The following is a 16,697-nucleotide window of genomic DNA, read 5'->3' on the forward strand; positions in this document are numbered from 1 at the left end:
TGACGCCCGGCCCCGGCACGCCTGACGCCCGGCCCCGGCACGCCTGACGCCCGGCCCCGCCGGCGCGGCAGCACGTCGCCGCGGCGGGTTCACCGCTGGGGGAAGCTGAAGGCGTAGCCGTTGTCCTTCAGCCACGGCAGGAGCTGCTCCAGCGCCTCCAGCGTCTGGGCGCGGTTGCCGCCGCCGTCGTGCAGCAGGACGGTGGGGCCGATGCGCAGCTGCGCCTTGGCCGTCTCCACGATCCTCTCCGTGCCGGGGCGTTCGAAGTCGCGGGTGTCGGCGTTCCAGCCCAGCGGGCGCATGCCGTGGGCGGCGGCGATCTGGCGGCTCTCGGGGGTGAAGGCGCCGCCCGGGGCGCGGTAGTACGGCACGGGCGCGCCGCCGGTGGCCTCCTGGATCATCCGCAGCCCGTCGACGACCTCCTTCTCCTGGTACGCGACGTCCTTGTGGTCCATCGCGGTGTCGTGGCTCACGCTGTGGTCGCACAGCCGGTGGCCGGCGGCGACGACCTGCCGGGCGAGGTCGGGGTGGGCCCGGGCGCTGGGGCCGAGCATGCAGAAGACGGCCTTGGCGCCGTTGCGGGCGAGGACGTCCAGGATCCGCGGCGTCCACCGCGGGTCGGGGCCGTCGTCGATGGTCAGGTTGACGGTCCTGCCGGGGTCCTCGGACCGGCGGGAGATGCCCATGTCCACCACCGGCGACGGCAGGCCCGGGTCCGGCGCCGAGGCCGGGGCCGCCCCGCTCGCCGAGGCGGACACGGAGGGCCTCTCGACCGCGCCGGCGACACCCAGCAGGGTCAGGGCCGCCGCACCGAGCGCCGCCACGCCCACCACCGTGCCGCGGCGCACGCGGCGCACGCGGCGCACGCGGGGCCCGCACGGCCGGGCCGGATGCTCGGCCCGCGGGTACCAGCTGCGCGGGGTGGGGTCGGCCTGGGTCTGCTCGCGGTGGTCGCGCACGTCGGTACTCCTCGTCCGGGGCTCGGGTGGTGGTGCCCACCACCGTCCGCCGCACGGTTGCGGGCGCTGTGATCCGCGGATGAGCGTTTTGCAACAACCCGCCCCGCCCCCGCGCCACGGGCGCGTTCCCGCAGGTCGGCCCCGGATACTTGCCGGTATGGCACGGCTACTGCTGATCGAGGACGACGACTCCGTACGCGAGGCGCTGGCCCTGGGCCTGCGCCGCCAGGGCCACCAGGTGCGCACCGCCGCCTCCGGCGAGGAGGGGCTGGAACGCGCCCACGCCGAGCCGCCCGAACTCGTCGTGCTGGACCTGATGCTGCCCGGCATCGACGGCTTCGAGGTGTGCCGGCGCCTGCGCCAGGCCGGACCCACCCCGGTGATCATGCTGACCGCACTCGGCGACGACGTCGACACCGTCCTCGGACTGGAGGCCGGAGCCGACGACTACGTGGTCAAACCCGCGCAGTCCCGCGTCCTGGACGCCCGGATCCGCGCCGTGCTGCGCCGCGCGGGCGCCACCGGCCCCGAGACGGAACGCGAGGCCCACGGCGACCTGGTGCTGGACCGCGCCGCGCTGACCGTCACCAAGCGCGGCGCCCCGCTGCCGCTGGCACCCAGCGAGATGCGCCTGCTGCTGGAGCTGTCCGCCGCCCCCGGGCGGGTGTTCAGCCGCGAGCAACTCCTCGCCTCCGTCTGGGGACTGGGCCGCCAGGAGGACATCCGCCTCGTCGACGCCGGAGTGAACCGGCTGCGCGCCAGGATCGAGGACAGCGCCGCCGCGCCGCGCTACATCCAGACCGTGCGCGGCTTCGGCTACCGCTTCGGGCCGCTGTGACCACCGGACCCCGCCAGGGCGACCCGCACCGGCCCGACCCCCGACACAGCGACCCCCGGCAGGGCGGCCCGCGCCCGGGCCTCCCGCGCCGGATCCGGCTGCGCCGCGCCGTCGCCGGGCTGCGGCCCCGGCTGCTGGCCGCCTTCGTCGCCGTCGCCGCCCTGAGCGCGCTGGCCACCGCCGCCCTCACCTACCGGGCCGCCACCGACTCCACCCTGGAGCTGACCCAGGACACCACCCTGGACGAGCTGCGCCGCCGCGTCGACACCCTCGCCCCCGCCCTGCCGTTCCCGCCCACCGGCAGCGAACTCGACCGCCTGGCAGGCCAGTTGTCCGGCACCGGCGGATTCCGCGACTGGCGGGTACTGGCCGCCCACGGCACCGACCACTCCCAGTGGACCCAGCCCGTCACCGTCCCGCCCGCCCTGGAGGCGACCGTGCGCGCCGGACGCGCCGCCTTCCAGCGCTTCAGCGCCGACGGCCACCCCTGGCTCGCCGCCGGCGTCCCCGTCACCGACGCCGCCGCACCGCACGCCCCCTCCGGCCTGACCGTCTACGCCCTGCTCCCGCTGGATCGCGAACAGAGCGCCAGCAACGCCCTGCTCGCCGCGGCCGCCGGCGCCGGCGCGTTCGCCGCCGTCCTGGCCGCCGGCCTCGCGCTGCTCGCCGCCCGGCAGGTCCTGCGGCCGGTGCGGGCCCTGGGCGACGCCGCCCGGGACCTCGCCCAGGGCCGCCTCGACACCCGCCTCACCGTCACCGGCCACGACGAACTCGCCCAGCTGTCCAAGACGTTCAACCACACCGCCCGCACCCTCCAGGGCACCATCGAGGAACTGCGCGCCGTCGAGTCCCAGGGCCGCCGGTTCGCCGCCGACGTCTCCCACGAACTGCGCACCCCGCTGGCCGCGATGCTCGCCGTCACCGACATCCTCGACGAGGACGCCGAACACCTCCCCGCCGACACCGCCACCGCCCTGCGCATGATCAGCAACGAGACCACGCGCCTGACCCGCCTGGTCAACGACCTCATCGAGATCTCCCGCCTCGACGCCGGCGCCGCACCGCTGCACACCGAGACCGTCGACGCCGCCACCGCCGTCCGCGAGACCCTGGACCTGCGCGGCTGGAGCGACCGGGTCGAACCCGACCTGCCCGCCGACCTGTCCGTGCGGCTCGACCCGCGCCGCTTCGACGTCATCGTCGCCAACCTCGTCGGCAACGCGCTGCGCCACGGCCGCCCGCCCGTACGGGTCGCGCTGCGCGGCGCGCACGACCAGCTCGTGCTGACCGTCACCGACCGCGGCCCCGGCATCCCGCCCGCCGAACTCCCGCACCTGTTCGACCGCTTCTACAAGGCCGACAAGGCCCGCAAGCGCTCCGAGGGCAGCGGCCTGGGCCTGGCCATCGCCCAGGAGAACGCCCGCCTGCACGGCGGCCTCATCGACGCCGCCAACGCCCCCGACGGCGGCGCGGTGTTCACCCTCGTGCTGCCCCGCGACCCCGGCCCGGAGGACCAGTGACCACCCGACACCGCACCGCCGCCGCCACCGCCCTGCTCCTGCTCGCCACCGGCTGCTCGATCCCCGGCACCGGAGCGGTGAAGAGCGGGCGACCGGCCACCGGCGTCCAGCCCGGCACCCGGCTCTACTTCCTCGACCAGTACGGCACCCGGCCGGCCGTGCGCCCCGGCAGCGAACGCCAGGACCTCCAGCAGACCCTGGACACCCTCCTGGCCGGCCCCGACCGGGCCGAGCAGCGCGCCGGCCTGCGCACCGACCTGCCGCGCTCCGGCACCGTCCAGGCCACCGCCACCCCCGGCACCGTCACCCTGCGGCTGTCCTGGTCCACCGCCTCGCTCACCACCACCGCCGTCCAGCAGCTCGTCTGCACCACCGAGGACGCCCCGACCAGCGGACCGCCGCCCAAGGTCGCCCTCATCAGCAGCGACGCCCCCTCCGCCATCCAGCAGCAGTGCGACCTGCACCGCACCGGCTGACGCCGCGCACACCGCACGGGCCCGGCACGCGCGAGGACCGCACCTCGCGTGCCGGGCCCGTGCGGTGTCCTAGCGGCGGGGCACCGCGGCCGTCGTCGCGCGGTGCACCAGGGCCTCCAGCGGGCCGCGGCGCCACAACCGCCGCCACAGCACCGAGCCGGCCAGGGCCGCCACCGCGAACAGCGCGTACGGCACGAGGGACTGCGGCGCGTGCCCGAGACCGCCCGGCCCCTGGCCCAGGCAGCGGCCGGAGACCACGTCCTGGACGACGTACCAGGTCAGCGCCATGCCGCCCATCGCGGCCGGCGGCCACAGCACCCGCCGCCATCCGCGCCTGTCCGCCAGCAGGAGCAGCGCGCCCAGCAGCGCCAGCGACACGCCCACCATCCAGACGGTCTGCAGCGCGCTGTACTCCGCGATGCCCGGGCCCGGCTCGGACATCGCCCACAGCTGCGCCCACGGCACCTTCGGCATCGGCGGCAGCTCCGGCGGCTGCGGCGGTAGCTCCGGCAGCGAGCCGTCCGCCGGGAGCGGCGGCACCGGCGGCATCGGCGGAGGCGCCGTCAGGGCCTGCTGGAAGCGGTCGACCGCCGCGCCCAGGCCCAGCGGGCCGAGCAGCAGCCACGACACCGCCCAGCCGCCGGCCGTGATCGCGGCACCGGTGAGCGCCATCCGCACCCGCACCGCGCGCTCGCGCAGGTCGAGGCGGCCGATCGCCAGGCCGGCCAGCAGCAGCGGCAGCGCGTAGAAGGTGTCCACGTTGAACAGGTACGACTGGAACACCGCGGGCCAGTCGCCCGGGTGCGCCGGCACCGCCAGGCCCTGCGGCAGCTCCGGCGCGCCCGGCCCCACCGGGGGCAGGAAGCCCCAGTCCTGGCCCCAGTTCGCCCGGGCGATCTGGAACACCGGCGCCGCCACCGCGAACACCCCCGCCGCCGCGAACAGCACCCGCGCCCGCACCCGCGTCCACGGCAGCAGGAACAGCAGCCAGCCGGTGTAGGCGGTGATGACGTTGGGTGTCCCGGACACCTGCTCCAGGCCCAGGCCCAGCAGGAGCAGCACCCCGGCCCGTACGGCGATCCGGCCGCGGGCCCGGCGCGACGCCGTCCCGGCGAACGGCCGCGCGCCGCCGGTCATCAAGCCGGCCGACACGCCCGCCAGCAGGAAGAAGACGCTGCGGGCGCGGGTGTCCAGGAAGCCGTTCAGCCACTCCAGGACCCCGGGCCAGGGGTGCCCCGGCGGCGTCGGCTCCAGCCATCCCGTGGGCACGAAGTGCATCCACACCATCCCGAGCACCGCCAGCGCCCGCAGCACGTCGACCGCCACCAGGCGCCCCGCCGGCGCCGCACCCGCGCGCTCGCCCCTCCTGCGTCCGGCCCCCGGCGGCCGGACGGCCCCCGGGGACCGCCCCGTCAACGGCTCGGTGATCACGGCAACTCCTTCGAACGACATCAGGGAGCCGCCACGCTAGGAATCCGGTGTCAGCCCGGCCCTCCCGGAACATGACCGTCGTGTCACAGGTCCCGGGCGGGGGCGGGGGCGGGGGAGGGGGTCCGCTGATGGGCCGGGCCGGGCCGGGCCGGACGGCGGGGCCGGGCGGGGGCGATCAGGCCTTCCAGGCGCCCCAGTAGACGTCGGCGTTGCCGCCCGAGCCGCCCTCCCGGGTGGTGCGGAAGGCGGCGCCGCCGGTGCCGTTCTCGTCGTAACCGTTGGACCCGACCTAGGGGTTGGACCAGTGCAGCACGACGGCCCTGCCGTCGCGCCAGCCCTCCCTCGCAGCCGTCCGCCCGGTACGTCACCGTGCCCTCGGTGCCGGTCATGAAGCCGTTGCGCTGCGACCGGAAGACTCCGACGACGGTGTTCTCCAGCGTCTGCGGCGGCTCCAGGCCCGGCGCCCAGGTGCCGTGGGCCAGGGAGTGGCCGCTCCGGTGGAGCGTGCAGCCGGTGCCGTTGTGCAGGTGCACCGTGGTGCTCCGGGCGGCCGGGCGGTGGTCGGGGCGGCCTGGGCGGTGCCGGCGACGGTGCGGAGCCCGACGGCGGCCACCGCGGCCACCGCGGCCAGCGGTGCGAGGCGTACGGAGGCAGGCATGGTTTCCCTCGGTTCCGGGTGTCTTCGGTAGCGGCGCGGCGGTGTCCCCGCGCCTCGACGACCCCTGCGGAACGCCGGCTGACGGGTGATGGACGGCGCGGTGGACGGGACCGGCCGGGCGTACGGGGAGCGCGGCCCGGTCGTTCACCCCAGCAGCGCCGCCACCGCCCGCGGCGTCCAGTGCCCGGCCGCGCCCGGGCGGGTGGCGAGGTAGCCGGCCGCGCGCCAGGGCCCCCAGCCGTGCGACTCGGCCAGACCGGCGGCCAGGGTGCGCAGGTAGGGCGGGGTGGGGGCGTTGAGCTCGGCGCCCGCCACGCCCCGGGAGGCGGTGAAGGTCAGCAGCGGGTGCCCGTCCAACTCGCCGACGTGCAGCAGGGTTTCGTAGCGGCCCGGCCCCAGTTCGGCGCGCCCGGTGGCGAGCACGGGGGCGAGGTCGAGGTCGGCGCCGGGGAGCCGGCGCATCTCCTGGGCGGCCAGGTCGCTGAACTGCCCGGCGGTCAGCAGGTAGGCGCGGCACGGGACGTCGCCGGGCGGGGCCGGGTCGTAGAACGCCGAGCCGCCGCCCCAGGTGAGCGAGAGGTCGGCGAAGTAGAGCGTGCCCGGCAGCGCGGTGGCCACCGTCCGGCGCGGCAGGCGCCGGTCGCGGCCGCCGGGGTGGTCCTGCGCCCCGCCGTCCGGGCGGCCGCCGCGCAGGTAGCAGGCGAGGCGGGCGGCGTGCAGGTTCGAGCCGTACGCCACGTACCAGACCAGCGCGTCCCCGTCCGGGCCCGTCGGCGCCAATCCCGGCGCCCTGGTGTCCACCACTCCCGCCACTCCCGTCGCACCGCCGCGGTGTCCGGCGATTACCGTTCACCGGCGGGAACGGTCGAAAACCCGCGAAATGACGTTCGATTCACGCCGTCGCCCGCCGCACGTGGTGTGACGCGGCTCACCTCCCCGGGGCGATGAGTCCGCGGCGCGGTCGCGGTCTACCTCCGTGACCGCACCGCTTCCGCCGTGCCCGACCGACAGGAACCGCTCATGACCGCCGCCGCCCCCGCCGCCACCCCTGCCGCCGCCCCTGCCGCCGCCAAGGGCGGCCCGGCCTCCTACTTCCCCTCCATCGAGAAGAAGTACGGCCGCCCGATCGAGGAGTGGAAGGGCCTCATCCGCACCTCCCCGCTCGTCAGGCACATGGAACTCGTCGCCTGGCTCAAGACCGAGCACGGCCTCGGCCACGGCCACGCCAACGCCCTCGTCGCCCACACCCTCGCCGAGGAGACCGCCTGAAACCGCCCGGCCGAGGGGCGAGGGGATCACGGCCTGCGGGCCACGAAGACGAACTCCCGCCCCGGCCGGTCCGGCGCGTCGCGCACCTCCTCCACCGCGAAGCCGCAGGCGGCCAGGTCCCGCCCGACCTCCTCCCGCTCCCGGAAGCGCAGCGTCGAATCCGAGGTCAGCACCTGCCCGTCCGCGGCGAAGACGTACGTCCACCGCAACGACACCAGCGGCCCGTCCACCGCGACCAGGTCGACCCAGCTCTCGACGGACCCGGCGCCCGGCACCCGCGTCACCCGGCGGGAGCGCTCGCGCGTCCACCCCTCCCAGGCCCGGGCGGCCGGGTCGCGGGTCTCGAAGACCAGCCGCCCGCCCGGCCGCAGCGCCCCGAAGGCGCCCCGCAACGTGCCCCGCCACGCGCACGGGCCGGTGATCGCCTGGGCCACGTTCGCCGTCATCGTCGCCAGGTCGACCCGCAGCGGCGGCAGGGCGGTGGCGTCGCCGTGGATCCACCGCACCTTCCCGGCGCCCGGCTTGGCGCGCGCGACCTCCACCGAGGCGAGCGCCGGATCGACACCCACGACCTCCACGCCGCGCGCGGCCAGCAGCAGCGCGAACACCCCCGTGCCGCAGCCGATGTCCAGCACCCGGAGCGCCCCGAACTCCTGCGCCATCCGCAGATACGCGTCGAGATCACCGCGCCCGGGCTCCAGCCGATCGTAGAGCGCGGCCAGCCGCGGATCCCCGAACTCCTCGTCAGCCATGGCACGACCGTAGGCGGGACACCCGTGGGCGAGACACCCGCCCGGCACCCCGAGGCGCCCCGAGACACCCATCCGGCACCCTACAGGTCTACACCACTGCGTCCACGGCTGGCCGAAACCGGCCCCACCTCCCGCCGCCCCCGCCGCCCGGCTACCCGGGTGCTCAGCAGTCCCGCGAGCGCCTCGGGCCACTCGGGAAGGGCCCGTCGGGTTCCGGCCGAAGCCCCCGCCCCCGCTTGTCCGTCGGCGAACCGAGAGGGAAGAGTGGGTCGTGCCGGCCGGCGATCGTGTCCAACTCCCTTGCGAACGAGAGGACATCGTGATGACCGACGACGTGTACGAGCCCCCGACGCTGATCGAACTCGGCGACTTCTCGGACCTCACCCGGGGCTTCGACTTCGGCAACCAGTCCGACGTCCACGGCTACTACCTCCTCCCCTGAGGACCGGGCCGTGAGCGGTCACCGACGGACCTGGTTCGTGGTCCTGCCGGACACCGAAGCCGCAGCCGCGGTGGCCGCGGTGTGGGGCACGGCCGACCGCCGTGCCCTGCACCACCCCAGCGGACGCCCCTGGATCCTCGGCCACTGGCCCGACGACCAGCCGGTCACCGCCCAGGCCGGCGCGGTCGCGCTCGCCGTGTTCGGCACCAGCGACACCGACACCCACCACCTGCGCCGCCACGCCGCACACGTCCGCGACCCGTACGACGCCCACACCCTCGCCGCCGACCTGGCCGGCAGCTTCCACCTGATCGCCACCGTCCACGGCACCGTCACCGCCCGCGGCACACTGTCCGGACTGCGCCGCCTCCACCTGGCCGACGTCGACGGCGTCCCCGTCCTGTCCGACCGCGCCGACACCCTGGCCGCCGCGGCCGGCCTCACCCCCTCCACCGAACGCCTCGCCCTGCGCCTGGCCCACCCGCTGCCCCACCCCGCCGACACCCTGCCCCTGTGGCCCGGCATCACCCCCGTACCACCGCACCACACCGCCGAAATCGCCCCCGGCCGCCCCGCCCGCACCCGCGCCCACTGGCACCCCCCGGCCCCCGAACGCCCCCGCCCCGACGCCGCCACCGCACTGCGCCACGCCCTGCACCGCGCCGTCGCCGCCCGCACCCGCGACGGCGGACTCGTCGCCGCCGACCTCTCCGGCGGCCTCGACTCCACCCCCCTGTGCTTCCTCGCCGCCGACGGCCCCGCCGACCTGCTCACCGTCACCATCGGCTCCCTCGACCCCCACCACGACGACGCCGCCTGGGCCGACCGGGCCGCCCGCCACCTGCCCGGCCGACGACTCGTCCTGCCCGCCGAAGAACTCCCCGCGATGTTCGCCGGCATCGACGCCCCCGCACCCCAGGGCGACGAACCGTTCACCTGGACCCGCACCAGGGCCCGCGACGAAGCCGTCGCCCGGCTCCTCGCCACCCACGGCGCCCGGCTGCGCATCAGCGGCGAAGGCGGCGACGAGATCCTCCAGGCCCTGCCCGCCTACCTGCGCACCCTCCTCCCGCGCCACCCCGCCACCGCCGCCCGCCACCTGCGCGGACACCGCGCCCGCCTGCGCTGGCCCCTGCCCGCCGCCCTCGCCGCCCTCACCGACCCCCGGCCCTACCCGGCCTGGCTCGCCCACGCCGCCGACCGCCTCACCCACCCCGCCCCGCCACCCACCACCCAACTCCTCGGCTGGGGAACCGAACCCCGACTACCGCCCTGGGCCACCGCCCACACCGCCGACCTGGTCCGCGACCAGCTCACAACCCTCGACGACACCGCACCCCTCGCACCCCTCGCACCGCTCGCGCCGCGGCACGTCCAGCACCAGGCCCTGCACATGCTCCGCCACAGCGCCTCCGCCATGCGCCAACTCATCGACGCCACCGCACACTTCGGCGTCCCCTACACCGCCCCCTACCTCGACGACCAGGTCCTCGACGCCTGCCTCGCCGCCGACCCCGCCACCCGCGGCACCCCCTTCGCCTACAAGCCCCTGCTCACCCAGGCCCTCGCCCCCGACCTGCCCGCCGACCTCCTACGCCGCACCGGCAAGGGCGACTTCACCCCCGACACCCACCAGGGACTCGCCCGCCACCGCCCCCAACTCGCCGCCCTCACCGAGGACAGCGCCCTGGCCCGCGCCGGCCTCATCGACCCCGACGCCCTGCGCCGGGCCTGCCTCGGGCTCTACCCGCCCCACACCCCCTACGCCGCCCTGGACGCGACCCTCGCCTGCGAACACTGGCTGCGCGCCCACCCGCACCCCTGACCGCAGGAGCCCGACATGGCCGCCGAACTGCGCCCCGACGTGACGCTCACCCCGACCGACGACGGAGCCGTCGTCCTGGACGAACGCTCCGGCCGCTACTACCAGCTCAACCGCACCGGGCTGCACGTCCTGCGCGCCCTGCAGGAGGGCCGCACCGCCGACGAGATCGCCGCCGGCCTCGCCGCCCGCCACCCGGTCACCGCCGACCGGGCGCGCTCGGACGTCCAGCGGCTGCACGAGAGCCTGCGCACCGCCGGGCTGGTCACCGGATGAGCCTGCACGCCCACGCCACCCGGACCGGCCGGCCCCCCTGGCACCGCCGGCCCGCCGCCCTCGCCGCGATCGGCGCGGCACGGCTGATCGAGAAGCTCCCCCCGGCCCGCATCCGCCGGGTGATGACCGCCCTGCGACGCGGCGCCCGCCCCGCCGACCGGGCCCAGGCCCTCGCCGCCCGCCAGGCCGTGGTCGCCCTCAGCATGCGCTGCGCCGGCCAGGGCTGCCTCCAACGCTCCATCGCCGCAGCCCTGCTGTGCCGCACCCGCGGCACCTGGCCCACCTGGCGCACCGGCGTACGCACCGCCCCCTTCCGCGCCCACGCCTGGATCGAGGCCGACGGCGAACCCGTCGACGAACCCCCCGACCTCGCCCACTTCCACCCCCTGATCACCATCCCCCCACAACCCTGACCACCGGAGCCGGCCGGCCCGACTCCCGCTCCGCCGCACCCGCGCGGAGCCTGCCGGCCGCACAGGAAGTCGGCGGCCCCGCCCCCTCGCGCGCCCGGGCCCCCTACCCGCTCCGCCGCACCCGCGCGGAGCCTGCCAGCCGCACAGGAAGTCGGCGGGCCCGACTTCTCGTGCGCCCGGGGGTCCGTGGCGCTCGGGCGCGGGTGGAACTCCGGAGGTGGCGTGCAGGAAGTCGGCAGGGTCGACTTCTCATGCGCGCGGAGCCCTGTTGGCCGCGTAGGGAGTCGGCGGGCCCGACCTTTCGTGCGCCCGGGGACTCTTTCCCGTTGCGCTGCTCGTGCGCGGAGCCCTGTTGGGCGCACAGGAAGTCGGCGGGGCCGACTTCTCGTGCGTGCGGGGCCCTTTCCCGCTGGGCTGCTCGTGCGCGGAGCCCTGTTGGGCGCGCAGGAAGTCGGCGGGGCCGACTTCTCGTGTGTTCCGGGGTCCGTGGCGCTTGGGCGCGGATGGAGTTCCGGAGGTGGCGTGCAGGAAGTCGGCAGGGTCGACTTCTCATGCGCGCGGAGCCCTGTTGGCCGCGTAGGAAGTCGGCGGGCCCGACCTTTCGTGTGCCCGGGGACTCTCTTCCCCGCTGCGTCGCTCGCGGGTGGACTCCGCCGGCCGCACAGGAAGTCGATGGGGTCGACTTTTCGTGTGTTCGGGGGTCCGTGGGGCTTGGGTGCGGGGGGAGCTTCGGAGGTGGCGCGTAGGAAGTCGGCGGGGCCGTGCTGGTGGGGGCTGGCCGGCACCGGCCTCAGCGGACTGGCGCTAACCCGTCTGCGCCGGGCCGGTTGACCAGCTCGCCGTGAGGAAGGTGCCCACGTGCCGGGCGAGGGTCCGTACGAACCCCTCAGCGGCCGGGAGGGGGCCGATGAGGGCGTCGCGGTGGGCGGGGGTCAGGAGGCCGGCGTGCTGGAGGCGGGGGACCATCGCGGCGTAGTTGGTGAAGGCCCAGTGGCCCGCGGCCGGGACGCGGGCGCGGCGGACCGTGCCGGGGGAGCGGGCGGCCAGGGCGGACCAGGAGCGGTCGAGTTCGTCGCGGTGGGGGAAGAACTCGCTGCCGAGCAGGAGCAGCGGACGGTCGGTGCCCTGCGCCGTGATCCGCAGCGGCTCCGGGGTGGCGCCCGGGGCGGCGGGCGGGTGGTCGAGGTAGCCCTCCAGGTTGACGGCGGCGCGCACGCGGCGGTCCTCGTGGAACACCTCGGTGACCGCGCTCGCCCCCGCCGAGTGCCCGTACACGGCGAGGCGGTCGAGGTCGAGGACGGCGGCGAGGCCCGGGGGCAGCGGCAGTTCGGCGGCGCGGTGGAGCCGGTCGAGGACGAAGCGCAGGTCGGCGATCCGGGCGTCGATCACGGTGCGCCACAGCGGCGGCCGGTCGCGGGGGTCGCCGCGCAGGACGTGGAGCGCACCGGGTCGTGGCGGAAGGCGGTGGTGCCCGGGAACTCCACCGCGAGCGCGTCGCCCGGGTGGTCGACCAGGACCACCACCGCGCCGTGGGAGGCCAACTCCTCGGCCAGGCAGGTCCCGAGGCCGCGCGGGTCGCCGCCGCCCGGGCTGTACACCAGCACCGGCCGGCGCGCCGCGCGCCCCGGCGGGCCGGTGCGGACCGGGGCGTCGGGGCGGGAGTGGGTGCGGGTGGCGGCCCAGTCCACGCCCGCGGCGGGCAGCTGCAGCGGGGTCTGCGGGGCGATCAGCCCGAAGAGGTCCGCGGCGCCGGGCGGCAGCTGCGGCGCGGTGCGGGCGGGGGCGCCGGGGGAGGGGGCGGCCGGGTAGAGGAACGTCACCATCAGCTCCCGCACCGGCAGTTCGGGCTCCAGCGGATCGGGCCGGGAGGAGTCGACCAGGTAGACGCTGCGGCAGCCCACCGGGTACCGGCCGCTCGGCGCGGGCAGGGTCAGGACCAGGCCGCCCGGGGACGCGGCGGCGGCGCGCCCGGCGCCCGGCAGCAGGAGGGCGGCGGGCGCCGCCAGCGCGGCCCGGGTCAGGGTGCGCCGGCTCACCGGCAGGCCGCGGGCCGTGCCGGTGGTGGAGCGGCGGGTGAGGCCGCGGGTCGTGCCGCGGGTCGTGTCGTGGACCATGGAGCCAGGTTCGCCCGCGCCGCCCGGGCGGGCGATCGTTTAGGTTGAGGGCTCAAGGATGGACACCGGCCCGGGGAGGGGCGCCGTGCTGCGGATCCACTGCACCCCCGAGGACCTCGCCCGCGTCACCCTCGCCCCGCGCCCGGCCCCCCTCCAGGAGCTCAACACCGCGCTGGCCACGATGTGCCGCACCGACGCCGACCCGCTGCACGGCCCCTGGCGCCGCCGGGCCCTGCACGCCCTGCCGCAGGCCGCCGCCGCGCTGGCCGACCTCGTCCCGGCCGGCCGCGCGCCCGGCTTCCTCGACGTGTTCGCCGACGGCCTGCCCGAGGCGCTCGAACAGGTCCGCACCGCCCCGCCCGGCTACGTCCGCACCGAACTGCGCCGCGCGTACGAGCCCGCGCCCACCGCCCCGCCGCCCTGGGTCGGCGACCTCGCCCGGGGCGACGCGGCCGCCTGGCGGCTGGTCCACCGGGCGCAGCGCGCCGCGTACGACACACTGCTCGCCCCGGTCTGGGACCAGGTGCGGGACCTGCACCGCGCCGAGTTCGTCCGCCGGGCGGTGCAGCTGGCCGAGGGCGGCGCGGCGGCGCTGCTCGACGGGCTGCTGCCCGGCGCGCGCCTGCGCGAGGGGGTGTGGGAACTGCCGGGCGCGCCCAGGGAGATCCACCTCGCCGGGCGCGGACTGCTCCTGCTGCCGACCTTCCACTGGTACGGGCCCGCGCTGCCCGCCGACCTCCCCGGCCGCCCGCTCGTCCTCACCTACCCGGCCGGGCCCGGGCTGCTGCCCCGGCCCGACGGCCGCACCGGAGCGCAGGCCCTGGCCGCCGTGATCGGCTCCACCCGCACCGAACTGCTGCACCTGCTGGCCGAGGAGCGCACCACCACCGGCCTCGCCCGCCGGCTGGGCGTCAGCGCCGCCACGGTCTCCGCCCACGCGGGGGCGCTGCGCGGGGCGGGGCTGGTCACCAGCGTCCGCGCCGGCAAGGCCGTGCTGCACCGGCGGACGGCGCTGGGGGAGCTGCTGGCAGGGGGTGACGGCGCGCCGGACCGGGCGCCGCGGGAGGCGGGGCGGTGAGGGGACCGGGCGGTGAGGCGACCGGGGGCCGGGCGGCGGGGTGTCCCGGGAGCCGGGGCCGCCTCCGGCACGATCGGGAAGAAGGCGGCCCCGGCCCCGGTACGGGTTCCGTACGGGCGGGGCATCGACCGCGATGCCCGTACGGCTGCGGTCGGCACCCATTCCACGACTTCAACAGCACTTGAAGTCAAGCCCGGCCGGAGGCGGGCCCCGCCCGAGGGCGCCGCCGCGGAGCGGGGTAGCCTCGCTCCCGGCGGGGGCCTGCGGGGGGACGGACACCAACAAGACGGACAAGACGGGCAGGGGCGGGCGGATGACCGAGCAGCACAGCTACTGGCGGGCGTCGGACGGTTCGGCGGTCAGCGCCAGCCAGGCGCACATCGTGTGGACCAGGGCGGCCTACCCCGCCCTGGTCGAGGTGGCGGGCCGCTACCACGCGGTGATCAGCTACGCGGACCTGGCCGAGGCGGTCCAGGAGGCCTCCGGGGTGCGCACCCGGATCCACCAGCGGCACTGGATCGGCAAGGTGCTGTCCCTGGTGATCCGCGAGGCGCACCGGCGCGGCGACCCACCCCTGACCGCCCTGGTGGTGCACGCCACCGACGGCCGGGTCGGCCCCGGCTACCAGGAGGTGCTGGCGGTGGCCGGACAGCCCCCGGTGGCCGCGGAGATGGACCGCGAGCAGCATGCCGCCGCCGCCCGTCTGGCCTGCTACCGGCACTTCGGCGCCGACCTGCCCGCCGACGGCGGCACGCCCGCCCTGGCCCCGCGCCTGCGCGCCTCGGTCGAGCGCAAGGCCGCCGCCACCGCCGTGCCGCGCCCCCCGGCGATCTGCCCGAACTGCTTCCTGGAACTGCCCGCGACCCGGGTGTGCGACTCCTGCGGGACCACGGTCGCGCCGTGACCGGCCGGGACGACGGTCGCGCCGTGACCGGCCGGGACGACGGTCGTGCCGTGACCGGGGGCGCCCCGCGCCGATGAGCGGGGCAGGGGCTGAGCGGGCGTCACACGGCGGCGGGCAGCCGCCCCGGCATCTGCCAGCCCTCGGCGAGGCGGGAGGGCGCCAGGCGCCGCCCGTCGCCGAAGAACTCGCAGAACTTCATGATCAGCGGGTCCCAGCCGACCGGGTCGACGTAGTGGTCGCTGCCCGGCACCAGCAGGCCCTCCTCGACGTGGGCGCGCACCACCGTCACCTCGAAGGCGGTGCGGCCGCCGCCCGCCAGCGGCGTCGCCGCCTCCACCCGGCACTCCAGCTGCACCGGGCACTCGGCGGCGCGCGGCGCCTTCACCAGCTCGCCGGGCAGCTCGGTCAGGCCGGCGGCGGCGAACTTCCGCCGCTCGTGGCGGTAGCCCTGCTCGATCCGGTACTCGGCGATCCGCGGGTTGGCGGTCAGCAGCGCGAGGGCGTCCACGGCGTCCACCTGCGCGGAGGAGGGCAGGTTGAGCACGCACTCGCCCTCGCGCCGCAGGTTGGCGGAGGTCTGGGAGCTGTCGCCCAGGCCCAGTACGCACGACTGCCCCAGCCACCACGCCGAGGACATCGGCATGAGGTTGGCGCTGCCGTCCTCGTTGCGGGAGCCGATCAGCACCACGGGGGTGCCGAAGTACAGGACCTTCAGATCGATGACCTTGTGCACGGGAACTGCCGTCCTCGGAAACTCGGGAACTCGGAATCTCGGAGCCGCGCGAACGCGGGACCCGGGAACGCGGCGGCCCGGGAACGCGGATCGCCGCCGGTCACCGACTCTGCCCCCGCCCGTGCGGGGGCGCTGGCGGCGATCGGACATCGCGTTCCGGGCCCGTCCGGTTCCCGGGGACGCCCGGTCCCCGGTCCGCCCGGTTCCCGAGGACGGACCGGGGACCTGCCGTCAGCCCACCGGCCCCCGGGCGGAGACCAGCCGGGCCCGCCCGTCGTGCAGCCGGTAGGACAGGCCCACCACGGCCACCTTCCCCTCGGCGATCCGCGCGGCCAGCGCCTGCGAGCGCTCCACCAGCAGGTCCACGGTCTGGCGGATGTGCTCGTCCACGATCCCGTCGCGGTCCTCGATGCCCGCCGCCCTGGCGGACAGCACGCTCGGGGTCACCCGCTCCACCACGTCCCGGACGAAGCCGCCCGGCAGCTGCCCCTGCTCCAGGGAGTCCAGCGCCGCCGCCACCGCACCGCAGGAGTCGTGCCCCAGCACCACCACCAGCGGGCAGTCCAGCACGCTCACCCCGTACTCGATGCTGCCCAGCGCCTCCGCGCCGGTGACGTGCCCGGCGGTGCGCACCACGAACAGGTCGCCCAGGCCCCGGTCGAAGATGATCTCGGCGGCCAGTCGGGAGTCCGAACAGCCGAACAGCACCGCGAAGGGCCGCTGCGCCGGGGCGAGGGCCGCGCGGCGCCCGGCGTCCTGGTTGGGGTGCTCGGGGTTGCCCGCGACGAACCGGGCGTTGCCCTGCATCATCACCCGCAGGGCCTGGGCGGGGTCGGTCAGGAAGTCGTCCGTCGGGCCGTCGAGCGGGCCGGGCTCAGGGCTGGTTATCGGTGTGGGGATCATGCCAGCACCCTAGATCGCCGCAGGTGGGGTCCGCAGCCCCGGGTCAAGGGCCGGACGGCCCCATGGACGCGCCCACGCCCCCCTCACGACCCCTCACGACCCCCTCGGA

Annotated in this window: 18 protein-coding genes; 10 read left to right on the top strand and 8 right to left on the bottom strand. The window is 76.8% G+C overall.

Features of this window, described 5'->3' with window-relative positions:
* Positions 1–89 precede the first annotated feature (89 nt).
* Positions 90–833, bottom strand: coding sequence for a polysaccharide deacetylase family protein (locus tag ACIQI7_RS34310; protein ID WP_401117813.1), 744 nt, complete (start codon positions 831–833; stop codon positions 90–92).
* Positions 834–1,116: 283 nt separating this feature from the next.
* On the opposite strand from ACIQI7_RS34310, the gene ACIQI7_RS34315 reads away from it, so the two are divergent.
* Genes ACIQI7_RS34315 through ACIQI7_RS34325 form a run of 3 tightly spaced genes read left to right on the top strand, consistent with a single transcriptional unit; the run spans position 1,117 to position 3,793 of the window.
* Complete coding sequence (locus ACIQI7_RS34315) at positions 1,117–1,797, top strand: response regulator (protein ID WP_401117672.1); 681 nt, start codon at positions 1,117–1,119, stop codon at positions 1,795–1,797.
* A complete protein-coding gene (locus tag ACIQI7_RS34320; RefSeq protein ID WP_401117674.1) occupies positions 1,794–3,317 on the top strand; it encodes a sensor histidine kinase in 1,524 nt (507 codons plus the stop codon). Before ACIQI7_RS34315 ends, ACIQI7_RS34320 begins: the two co-directional genes overlap by 4 nt.
* Positions 3,314–3,793, top strand: coding sequence for a GerMN domain-containing protein (locus ACIQI7_RS34325; protein WP_401117676.1), 480 nt, complete (start codon positions 3,314–3,316; stop codon positions 3,791–3,793). The genes ACIQI7_RS34320 and ACIQI7_RS34325 overlap by 4 nt, the downstream gene beginning before the upstream one ends.
* A gap of 69 nt (positions 3,794–3,862) precedes the next feature.
* Here ACIQI7_RS34325 and ACIQI7_RS34330 read toward each other — a convergent pair whose 3' ends face one another.
* Both ACIQI7_RS34330 and ACIQI7_RS34335 read right to left on the bottom strand, forming a co-directional pair.
* Entirely contained in the window at positions 3,863–5,224 is a 1,362-nt protein-coding gene (locus ACIQI7_RS34330; RefSeq protein ID WP_401117678.1) for a DUF418 domain-containing protein, read from the bottom strand.
* A gap of 802 nt (positions 5,225–6,026) precedes the next feature.
* Positions 6,027–6,686 carry a histone deacetylase gene (locus ACIQI7_RS34335; protein WP_401117680.1) on the bottom strand — a complete coding sequence of 220 codons (660 nt, stop codon included), beginning with the start codon at positions 6,684–6,686 and terminating at the stop codon, positions 6,027–6,029.
* Positions 6,687–6,902: 216 nt separating this feature from the next.
* On the opposite strand from ACIQI7_RS34335, the gene ACIQI7_RS34340 reads away from it, so the two are divergent.
* Complete coding sequence (locus ACIQI7_RS34340; protein ID WP_401117682.1) at positions 6,903–7,151, top strand: DUF4287 domain-containing protein; 249 nt, start codon at positions 6,903–6,905, stop codon at positions 7,149–7,151.
* A 26-nt stretch (positions 7,152–7,177) separates the two neighbouring features.
* Here ACIQI7_RS34340 and ACIQI7_RS34345 read toward each other — a convergent pair whose 3' ends face one another.
* Positions 7,178–7,903, bottom strand: coding sequence for a class I SAM-dependent methyltransferase (locus ACIQI7_RS34345; protein WP_401117684.1), 726 nt, complete (start codon positions 7,901–7,903; stop codon positions 7,178–7,180).
* 322 nt (positions 7,904–8,225) lie between these two features.
* Between ACIQI7_RS34345 and ACIQI7_RS34350 the strand changes: the two genes are divergently transcribed.
* Genes ACIQI7_RS34350 through ACIQI7_RS34365 form a run of 4 tightly spaced genes read left to right on the top strand, consistent with a single transcriptional unit; the run spans position 8,226 to position 10,856 of the window.
* A complete protein-coding gene (locus ACIQI7_RS34350) occupies positions 8,226–8,345 on the top strand; it encodes a lasso RiPP family leader peptide-containing protein (protein WP_401117686.1) in 120 nt (39 codons plus the stop codon).
* A 10-nt stretch (positions 8,346–8,355) separates the two neighbouring features.
* Positions 8,356–10,170 (top strand): asparagine synthase-related protein, encoded by a 1,815-nt coding sequence (locus ACIQI7_RS34355; protein WP_401117688.1) that lies wholly within the window; start codon positions 8,356–8,358, stop codon positions 10,168–10,170.
* Positions 10,171–10,185: 15 nt separating this feature from the next.
* Positions 10,186–10,443: a lasso peptide biosynthesis PqqD family chaperone gene (locus tag ACIQI7_RS34360; RefSeq protein WP_401117690.1), complete on the top strand. Its 258-nt coding sequence runs from the start codon at positions 10,186–10,188 to the stop codon at positions 10,441–10,443.
* Positions 10,440–10,856, top strand: a complete 417-nt coding sequence (locus tag ACIQI7_RS34365) for a lasso peptide biosynthesis B2 protein (RefSeq protein WP_401117693.1) — start codon at positions 10,440–10,442, stop codon at positions 10,854–10,856. Before ACIQI7_RS34360 ends, ACIQI7_RS34365 begins: the two co-directional genes overlap by 4 nt.
* A gap of 804 nt (positions 10,857–11,660) precedes the next feature.
* On the opposite strand, the gene ACIQI7_RS34370 is transcribed toward ACIQI7_RS34365, so the two are convergent.
* Both ACIQI7_RS34370 and ACIQI7_RS34375 read right to left on the bottom strand, forming a co-directional pair.
* Entirely contained in the window at positions 11,661–12,245 is a 585-nt protein-coding gene (locus tag ACIQI7_RS34370; RefSeq protein WP_401117695.1) for a hypothetical protein, read from the bottom strand.
* The gene (locus ACIQI7_RS34375; RefSeq protein ID WP_401117697.1) at positions 12,242–12,970 is read right to left on the bottom strand and encodes a hypothetical protein; all 729 of its coding nucleotides are present in this window, start codon (positions 12,968–12,970) and stop codon (positions 12,242–12,244) included. The genes ACIQI7_RS34370 and ACIQI7_RS34375 overlap by 4 nt, the downstream gene beginning before the upstream one ends.
* Positions 12,971–13,028: 58 nt before the next feature.
* On the opposite strand from ACIQI7_RS34375, the gene ACIQI7_RS34380 reads away from it, so the two are divergent.
* Positions 13,029–14,048 (top strand): ArsR/SmtB family transcription factor, encoded by a 1,020-nt coding sequence (locus ACIQI7_RS34380; protein WP_401117699.1) that lies wholly within the window; start codon positions 13,029–13,031, stop codon positions 14,046–14,048.
* Between the two features lie 313 nt (positions 14,049–14,361).
* The gene (locus ACIQI7_RS34385) at positions 14,362–14,952 is read left to right on the top strand and encodes a hypothetical protein (RefSeq protein WP_401117701.1); all 591 of its coding nucleotides are present in this window, start codon (positions 14,362–14,364) and stop codon (positions 14,950–14,952) included.
* A gap of 100 nt (positions 14,953–15,052) precedes the next feature.
* Here the strand turns inward: ACIQI7_RS34385 and ACIQI7_RS34390 are convergent, their stop codons facing one another.
* A complete protein-coding gene (locus tag ACIQI7_RS34390; protein ID WP_401117703.1) occupies positions 15,053–15,685 on the bottom strand; it encodes a flavin reductase family protein in 633 nt (210 codons plus the stop codon).
* 231 nt (positions 15,686–15,916) lie between these two features.
* A complete protein-coding gene (locus ACIQI7_RS34395; RefSeq protein ID WP_401117815.1) occupies positions 15,917–16,495 on the bottom strand; it encodes a carbonic anhydrase in 579 nt (192 codons plus the stop codon).
* Positions 16,496–16,697 lie beyond the last annotated feature (202 nt).

Origin of the sequence: Kitasatospora sp. NPDC092039 (genome assembly GCF_044756065.1) — a bacterium.
Lineage (GTDB): Bacteria > Actinomycetota > Actinomycetes > Streptomycetales > Streptomycetaceae > Kitasatospora.

Bases quoted from the DNA above. Each gene is read 5' to 3' on its own strand.
- ACIQI7_RS34365 (WP_401117693.1), top strand. From the start codon at position 10,440: ATGAGCCTGCACGCCCACGCCACCCGGACCGGCCGGCCCCCCTGGCAC.
- ACIQI7_RS34380 (WP_401117699.1), top strand. From the start codon at position 13,029: ATGGACACCGGCCCGGGGAGGGGCGCCGTGCTGCGGATCCACTGCACC.
- ACIQI7_RS34385 (WP_401117701.1), top strand. From the start codon at position 14,362: ATGACCGAGCAGCACAGCTACTGGCGGGCGTCGGACGGTTCGGCGGTC.
- ACIQI7_RS34375 (WP_401117697.1), bottom strand. From the start codon at position 12,970: ATGGTCCACGACACGACCCGCGGCACGACCCGCGGCCTCACCCGCCGC.
- ACIQI7_RS34395 (WP_401117815.1), bottom strand. From the start codon at position 16,495: ATGATGCAGGGCAACGCCCGGTTCGTCGCGGGCAACCCCGAGCACCCC.
- ACIQI7_RS34340 (WP_401117682.1), top strand. From the start codon at position 6,903: ATGACCGCCGCCGCCCCCGCCGCCACCCCTGCCGCCGCCCCTGCCGCC.
- ACIQI7_RS34360 (WP_401117690.1), top strand. From the start codon at position 10,186: ATGGCCGCCGAACTGCGCCCCGACGTGACGCTCACCCCGACCGACGAC.
- ACIQI7_RS34345 (WP_401117684.1), bottom strand. From the start codon at position 7,903: ATGGCTGACGAGGAGTTCGGGGATCCGCGGCTGGCCGCGCTCTACGAT.
- ACIQI7_RS34315 (WP_401117672.1), top strand. From the start codon at position 1,117: ATGGCACGGCTACTGCTGATCGAGGACGACGACTCCGTACGCGAGGCG.
- ACIQI7_RS34350 (WP_401117686.1), top strand. From the start codon at position 8,226: ATGACCGACGACGTGTACGAGCCCCCGACGCTGATCGAACTCGGCGAC.